This window comes from Nocardia sp. NPDC003345, from assembly GCF_053589395.1.
In genome coordinates this window covers 1-7148 of the sequence record NZ_JBSFRU010000325.1, presented here as the reverse complement: position 1 = coordinate 7148, position 7148 = coordinate 1, and the positions used below count along the sequence as shown (strand labels likewise).

The following is a 7148-nucleotide window of genomic DNA, read 5'->3' as shown; positions in this document are numbered from 1 at the left end:
GGCGGCAGTGCGGGCGGCGTCATCGAGAAGTGCGGTCTTCCCGATTCCCGGCTCGCCGCGTACCACAGCGAACCCGCCCTGGCCCGCCCGTGCCCGTTCCATCAGGGCCGCCAGCGCATCGCGCTCCTGCTGCCTGCCGTAGAGCGTCGGCACCACCGTGTCCGGCCCGTTCCGCGAGATCGTCATCGGATTCGAGTCTCGTCGATCTTCAAAAGGTGGGGCGGCGAAGGTAGACGATCACTCCGGTAGGAGGGTGTCGACCAGATCACGGGCGAACTCCTCGGCCGGTTGGTCGGCGAGGTGCTCGCCCTCGAACTCGATCAGGAAGGCGCGCTGGAAGCAGGCGCCTAGCAACAGCGCGGCGAGCGTGCGGGGTCGCGCGCGCTCGGTGAGCCTGCCCAGCCGCTGCTCGGCGCCCAGGTACTCCGCGAGTGCGGCGAGCGCCAGGTGCGGACCCAGGCCGGCGCTGCTCAACATCTGCTGGTGCCGGGCCAGGAGGACCGGTTGCGCGAAGGCCGCTCCCAGCATCGGCGCGAGGTCCCGGTAGAACGGCACCGCATCGGTCGCGACCTCCCGGAGCACGGACCGGACGGTACCGGTACCTGCGCGAGCGGTGAGGCCGGCGAGCAGGCCGACGAAGTCGCTGGGCAGCCGTTCCCGCATGACAGTGAGGAACAGGTCCTCCTTGTCCTGGAAGTGTTTGTACAGGGTGGCCTCGGAGAATCCCGCGGCGCGGGCGATCTCCTTGGTGGTCGCGTTGGCCAGGCCACGGTCGCTCATCACCGCGGCGGCGGCATCGAGAATCCGGATCCGGGTCAACTGTGCACGCGGCGACGCTCCCGCAATCTCGGCGCCCATCCAGGTCTGCCTCCTCATCGATCAGGTGTTGACAGAGTAGCAAGTACTCACTCACTATTTGGTGAGTAAGCACTTACTCTCTTGAAGGTGGCGATTCATGTCCAACCGGGAACGCAAGCGGCGCTTGGTCAATGCCGTGAATATCGTGGTCATCGGGTTGCAGCGCATCGGTATCGTGTTCGGGCCCATGCAATTGCTGACCGTCGCCGGAAGGCGGACCGGCCGGCTGCGGACGTTCGCGATCGCGGTGGTGACAGTGGCAGGCGCGCGCTATATCGTGCAGGCCTTCCCGCGAGCCGCCTGGGTGGCCAACGCCCGTGCGGCCGATCGGGTCACGCTGACGCGCGGCCGCCGCTCGATATCCGCGCGGCTGGTGGAACTGCCGGTCGAGGCGCGCCGCCCGGTACTGCACCGGCTGGTCGAAGAGAGCCCTGCCAGTGTCGGCAAACGCTACGCCGACAACGGACTGTCCCCGAGCGCCGCGCCCCGGGACGTCGCCGCCAGCGCGGAGCGCATCGCCGTCTTCCGAGTCGAGGAGGTATGAAGCCGTACCTCCCGGCGCCGCCGCGTGCCGGCGCCGGACGGCTCCGATTACCGGCGCGCTTCCCCCGGGCGCTGTAACGTGTTCCACTTCGGGCAGGGTGCAATCTCCAAGGGGGATCGGGCAGATGCTGAGCTTTTTCGCATGGCAGGACGGCCGTCTCGCGCCGCGGTCACTGGCGGTGAGTCCGTGGACGCCGAGCAAGCTGAGTGGGACCGGGATCTGCGGGTTGCTGGCCCGTGAGCTCGAAACCCACTGTCCGGCGGGGTTCGTTCCCGCGCGGCTGACGGTGGACCTGTATCAGCCGGTGGACAACGCGGACTTCGAGATGGGCAGCACGGTGATCCGGCGCGGGTCGCGGATCACCGTCGCCGATGCGGTGCTGCTGCAGCAGGGCCGACCGCGAGTGCGGGCCTCGGCGGTCTTTCTCGCCACGGGCGAGGAGCCGGCCGGCGCGATATGGAGCCCGGATGCGGATCTGCCGGTGCCGCCACCCGGGTGCATGTCCGTGGAAGGGTCGCCGCCGCTGTTCAAGAGCGGCGCCGGTGAATGGAGCGCCGACTTCGCCGCGCACCAGAACGCCGAACGCAAAGTCGCGTGGCACAGCCTGCCACCGCTGATCGCCGGCGAACCGATCACCGCCTTTCAGCGAGCCGCGATCCTGGGCGATTCCGCCAACCATGTCTGCCACTGGGGTTCGGCGGGAGCGGGCTATATCAACGCCGACGTCACCCTCACCCTGTCACGGCTGCCGATCGGGCACGAGCAAGGCCTGTGCGCCGAGAACACCATCGCCTCGGCCGGTATCTCGATCGGCACCGCCACCCTCTACGACCGGATCGGCCCGGTCGGCACCTGCGTGGTCACCACTGTGTCCAACGCCCGCCGCCAGATCGACTTCGCCGCCACCTCCGCTGCCGAGTTCGCCGGCACCTCCGACTGATTTGTCCCGGAACTGCCGAAGCGCAGTCGATAGAACTTCCCGCACCACTACCAGGACGAGTCCGCAAGGGCTGCCCGGCCGGTGCCGCCGAGCAGGATTCTTCGGGTCGCATCGAGATGCCGGTCGACGGTGAAGCGGGCGATGGTGCCGACGGCGGGCGGTGTGCCGGACCAGGAGAGGACAGACCACAGGCCGTCGAAGCCGACGGAGAATTAGCGATTGCCGGGGTAGACGCCGGTGATCTCGGCGGTGACTTCGGAACCGACAGGGTAGCGGCTCTTGGCAGCGTGCCATTCCGATTCGGTCATGGCGGGAAGGCGTGTGGTGCTCGACCGGAGCGCGGGATCGAGAGGCCAGAGCCGAACCTGACCGCGTGTGTGCTGGAGAACCTCGAACTCGGCTACGGTGCCGACCGCCGGCCACCGTTCGGCGGAGGCCGGTAGATTCAGCGCGTCGACGAATCCGGTCGGCGGCCGGGCCAGGTCGACGAAGAGTCCGATAGCGCCCGGGCGCGGAACCAGCGTGACGACTCCGCTCACGTGGTCGCCGATCGGATAGAGCAGGCGAGCAGCGTCGAGTTCCTGCTCGAGCTGCGGGTCGGGATCGATCATCGCCGGACCATTTCAGCGATTGCCCCGACCGGTGTCAAGGGCATGCGCGGATGGGACGGCCGGCCGGCGTACGCCCTCGGCGACCGGGCCGGCGTCGAGCGGGAATTCGGGATCTCCGAAGACGACGCCGCTTCCGGCGAATGCGGAACGCCGGCCCGCCGGTCGGAAACCGGATGTTGACATCGTCGAGTTCGCCGGGCAGCGGAATCGGTGCCCGGTCAGGTGTCCCGGGACCAGACGACGCGAGCGAAGCGAAGCGCTTCGGCGTGATATTCCGGTAGTTGTTCATCGGATCGGTACACCGCGGCGACGCCGTGGGCGGGACCGCCTGTCGGCAGGTTCGAGGCGGGGTGGAGCATCGCGTCCCGGGCGAATTCCACGAGATAGAGCCAGGTGGCCGAACCCGGGGCCGCGGCGTGTGCCGGTCGCCGGTACACGCGGGAGACCTTGCGGGCACCCGGCAGACAGGTCACATAGGTGATGACCCGGGTGTCGGTTTCGGTGGGCTCGGGTAGGTCCGCGCCGGCATCGAACACGTAGTTGCGAGGGATGGCGGTAGTCCGCGGAATCACGTCGTTCTCCGCCGGCTCGAGCTCGGCCACGGACAGCAGGAGGGCGCGTTCCTCCTCGGTGAGCGGCACGCGGCCCGCGACGAGATTCGCGACGAGCACGTCGCCCATCATGGTCGTTTCACCGGCGCCCAGGTAGCTGTGCGCCGCGTCCAGGATGTCGTCGGCGATCCGGCCCGCAAGGCGCCGGAGAAGGTCGAGAATGGGGTCGGTCACCGGTCTGCCACAGCTCCGCTGTTGTCGAAACATTCTCGGGCAGAATACAAAACGTCTGCCGATGACTCGATCGGCCGGAATCGCCATGCCCGTCCGCGAGCGGGCCGCTGGTCTCGTCCAGAGCAAGAGAGGTGCGCGACAATGGGTCTGTCGGTGCAGCAGAATCGGCCGCCGGACGGCGGAGTCCGTTTCGCCCCGTGGTATCTGCGGTGTGTATCCGGTGTGATCGACGCGCTGCTGGTCGGAGTGGTGTTCGGGCTCTGGTTGATCGTGGTCCGTAGCTCGCCGGCGTGGCTCGGGCCGCAACCGGAAGATCTGGGGAGCGGTCTGGGCTATGCCGAAGCGGTCGAAGCCCGCAGAGATATCACCCGCTGGCTGGTGGCGGGGATGCTGTCGTCCACTGCCGTGGTGGCGCTGGTCAACAGCGTCGTCATCCAGGGGATCAAGGGTCGCACGCTCGGAAAACTTCTCACCGGGCAACGCTTGATCGATGCCGGAACGGGTCGTCGGGTCGGGGTCGGCCGGGCGTTGCTCCGGCAGCTCGCCCATATTGCCGACGCCTTGCCTTGCTACCTGGGGTTCTTCTGGCCGATATTCGACGAGCGGCGGCGCACCTTCGCCGATATCGCAGCGAGAACTGTGGTGATCACGACGAAGCCGGGGCATGGTCCGGCGCCGGTGGTGGGACAACCGCCGCCTGCGAATGCCGCCATAGCCGATACGGGCATGCCGGCAGTAGCGCCGATCGCCGCTCCGCCCGGCCCCACCCTCGCTCCACGCCCGCCCGAGGGCCCCGGCCGGTCGGGCACCGGCGCCGAATTCGCCGCCCCTGTCCAGGAGCCGGGGGCACCGTCGGCCGCCACCCGGCGGAAATACCTCATCGGATTCGCGGCCGCCGCGCTGGTATCGGTGACACTGGCCGGGGTGGCGATCGTACGTTCGGTGGACACCTCGGCCTCCGAGGTGAGCACCGAGGCGCTCGCGCCACCGAAGGCCCTCGAGCTCGGGGGAGTGGAGGCAGTGGCGCTCTCACCCGACGGTCGTTCCGCGTATGTCTCGGAGTCTCCTGCCCCCAGGACATCGACAGCGACTGTGGCGGTGGTCGATACGGCCACCACCACCCTCGAGGCGCGGATAGAGGTGGAGGCGGGCGCCGGACTCCATGCTCTCACCGTCTCTCCCGACGGCACCCGTCTCTACGGGGTGGCGTGGGGCGCGCTCCTGGTGATCGATACGACGTCCCGGCGACTGGTCGACGCCGTCGAGATGAGCACCGGGTCCCGGGCCCCGGTGAGCCGCCCCGACGGCAGCGGCGCGAACCGCGTCGAAAACCTCGACGTGAGCGTCTCGTTCGACGAGCTGGCGGTATCCGGTGACGGCAGGCGGATCTACGCCTCCGGCGGAGGGGCCGACCGGATCTGGATGTACGACTCGGTCACGCGGAAAGGGACCGCGGCACCGATCCCCGGACCGGACTCGGCTGTCAACGAGATGACGTTGAGCGATGACAACCGTCGACTGTATGTGGGGGCCCTGCTCGAAGATCAGGAGCTCACGCGCGCGATTGTGGTGCTCGATGCCCTCACGATGGCCGAAACCGGCCGGTATCCGGCGGACACCGGAGGTGTGCTTTCCCTGTCGAACGTGCCGGACAACGGGTATCTGTACTGGGCGGCCGGATCGACGTATATCGATGTGGTTCGGATCGACACGCGAACGGGCGCCGCGGCCGCGCCGTTCCGTCTGCAGACGAATGCCCTCGGTCTGGCCCAATCGGAGAGTGGACGATATCTGTTCATCGCGCACGATCGTGCCGGCCAGGACACGAACCTCGGACAGATCACGGTACTCGACGCTCAGAGCGGAGAAGTGGTCGAACGAATCGATATCGACTTCGCTCCCGCCCGGCTCGTGCCGGCTCCCGATGGGCGGCACCTGTATGTGGGCTCGGGGTCGGATGGTCCACACACGAGGACGGGTTGGTTCGCCTCGGTCGGTATCGGTGCGTACCGCTGACCGGTACTACGCTGCCTGCTCCTGTCCGGACTTGCCGGGGCGCGCGAAGTGCTGGTCAGGGGAGTGGGGATACTGGGGTGGTGATCGAGAAGGACCCTATTGCCGAGCAGCCGGCCACCGCACCGGCCCCGCAGCGTGTGGGGGGTTTCTGGTTCTATGCCGAGGGGCAGCGCTGGGAGTGGTCCGACGAGGTCGCGGCGTTGCACGGCTACAGCCCCGGTGAGGTCGAACCCAGCATCGAGCTGCTGTTGAAGCATAAACATCCCGAGGACCGGGATCAGGTGTCGGGTGTGCTGTCCGCGGTCGTGGAGGCCGGGCAGCCCTATTGTTCCCGGCACCGCATCCTCGATACCGCCGGCGAGGAGCACCATGTCCTGGTGGTGAGCGACGAGATGCGTGACCCCTCCGGCGCGCCGATCGGCACCATGGGCTTCTACATCGATGTCTCCGATACCGCGGCCAGTATCCGCACCCAGGTGATCGACGAGACGCTGCCGGAGATCGTGGAAGCCCGTTCGGTGATCGAACAGGCCAAGGGCGCGGTGATGGCGATGTACGCGATCTCCGCCGAGAAAGCCTTCGATGTCCTGGTGTGGCGGTCGCAGGAAACCAATACCAAGCTGCGGGTCCTGGCCGAGAAGCTCGTCGGCGGGCTGATGGAGTTCGGTGGCGTGGCGGTGCAGACCCGCACTCGGTTCGATCACCTGCTGCTCACCGCGCACGAACTCCCGGACCATATCGCGGATGGGTATTCCGGCCGGGCGTAGCGCCCGGCCATCCGCTGCCGGTGCAGGTGACGGTTCGGCACAGGTCACGTCACCGGAGCCGCTGCGGCGCGGGCCGGAGGGAGGCTGACTGGTTAACCAACCCCCCGGCATGCGCGATCTATCCACTCCGGCAGCCGTTAAACCCCTTCTTTCACCCGACGAGGGACGGCAAGACCAGATCGCGGTAGCGCTGCTTCATCGTCTCGAGCACTTCCCGGCCGTCGGCGGCCCACACCTCGGCGTTGAAGATCTCGACCTCGACATCGCCGCGGTAACCGGCGTCACGCACCCACCGGCCGATGGTCGCGAAGTCGATGACACCGTCGCCCATCATGCCCCGCGACAGCAGCGGGTCGGCGGTCATCGGGTCGAGCCAGTCGCAGACCTGGTAGGAGCTGATCCGGCCGGCCGCACCGGCACGCGCGATCTCCTCCTCCAGGGTCGGATCCCACCAGATATGGAAGGTGTCGACCACGACACCCACGGTTTCGGCCGGGTACGGCCGCGCCATCGACAAGGCCTGCGCCAGGGTGGAGATCACCGCGCGGTCGGCGCAGAACATCGGATGCAGCGGTTCCAGGGCGAGGCGGACGCCGCGCTCGGCCGCGTAGGGCACCAGCTGCGCGA

The 7148-nt window shown here is 68.1% G+C and carries 9 protein-coding genes; 4 read left to right on the top strand and 5 right to left on the bottom strand.

The genetic code is table 11. The annotated features are described in order from the left end of the window. Both ACWDU1_RS26620 and ACWDU1_RS26615 read right to left on the bottom strand, forming a co-directional pair. Window positions 1–186 (bottom strand): ATP-binding protein (locus tag ACWDU1_RS26620; RefSeq protein WP_450002572.1); only part of this gene is annotated, 186 nt, incomplete at its 3' end. A 51-nt stretch (window positions 187–237) separates the two neighbouring features. Beyond that, window positions 238–858 carry a TetR/AcrR family transcriptional regulator gene (locus ACWDU1_RS26615; protein ID WP_450002570.1) on the bottom strand — a complete coding sequence of 207 codons (621 nt, stop codon included), beginning with the start codon at window positions 856–858 and terminating at the stop codon, window positions 238–240. 97 nt (window positions 859–955) lie between these two features. Here ACWDU1_RS26615 and ACWDU1_RS26610 point away from each other — a divergent pair, with 97 nt between their 5' ends. Both ACWDU1_RS26610 and ACWDU1_RS26605 read left to right on the top strand, forming a co-directional pair. Next, window positions 956–1402 (top strand): nitroreductase/quinone reductase family protein, encoded by a 447-nt coding sequence (locus ACWDU1_RS26610; RefSeq protein WP_450002569.1) that lies wholly within the window; start codon window positions 956–958, stop codon window positions 1400–1402. A 124-nt stretch (window positions 1403–1526) separates the two neighbouring features. Further along, window positions 1527–2342, top strand: coding sequence for an acyl-CoA thioesterase domain-containing protein (locus tag ACWDU1_RS26605; protein ID WP_450002567.1), 816 nt, complete (start codon window positions 1527–1529; stop codon window positions 2340–2342). A 212-nt stretch (window positions 2343–2554) separates the two neighbouring features. Here the strand turns inward: ACWDU1_RS26605 and ACWDU1_RS26600 are convergent, their stop codons facing one another. Both ACWDU1_RS26600 and ACWDU1_RS26595 read right to left on the bottom strand, forming a co-directional pair. Then, window positions 2555–2953 (bottom strand): hypothetical protein, encoded by a 399-nt coding sequence (locus ACWDU1_RS26600; protein ID WP_450002566.1) that lies wholly within the window; start codon window positions 2951–2953, stop codon window positions 2555–2557. A 218-nt stretch (window positions 2954–3171) separates the two neighbouring features. Next, window positions 3172–3738: a hypothetical protein gene (locus tag ACWDU1_RS26595; protein WP_450002564.1), complete on the bottom strand. Its 567-nt coding sequence runs from the start codon at window positions 3736–3738 to the stop codon at window positions 3172–3174. Between the two features lie 141 nt (window positions 3739–3879). On the opposite strand from ACWDU1_RS26595, the gene ACWDU1_RS26590 reads away from it, so the two are divergent. Further along, the gene (locus ACWDU1_RS26590; protein ID WP_450002562.1) at window positions 3880–5754 is read left to right on the top strand and encodes an RDD family protein; all 1875 of its coding nucleotides are present in this window, start codon (window positions 3880–3882) and stop codon (window positions 5752–5754) included. An 80-nt stretch (window positions 5755–5834) separates the two neighbouring features. Continuing rightward, window positions 5835–6521 (top strand): PAS and ANTAR domain-containing protein, encoded by a 687-nt coding sequence (locus tag ACWDU1_RS26585; RefSeq protein WP_450002560.1) that lies wholly within the window; start codon window positions 5835–5837, stop codon window positions 6519–6521. Between the two features lie 151 nt (window positions 6522–6672). On the opposite strand, the gene ACWDU1_RS26580 is transcribed toward ACWDU1_RS26585, so the two are convergent. Beyond that, window positions 6673–7148: sugar phosphate isomerase/epimerase family protein (locus ACWDU1_RS26580; protein ID WP_450002559.1), on the bottom strand; the 476-nt coding region annotated here is incomplete at its 5' end.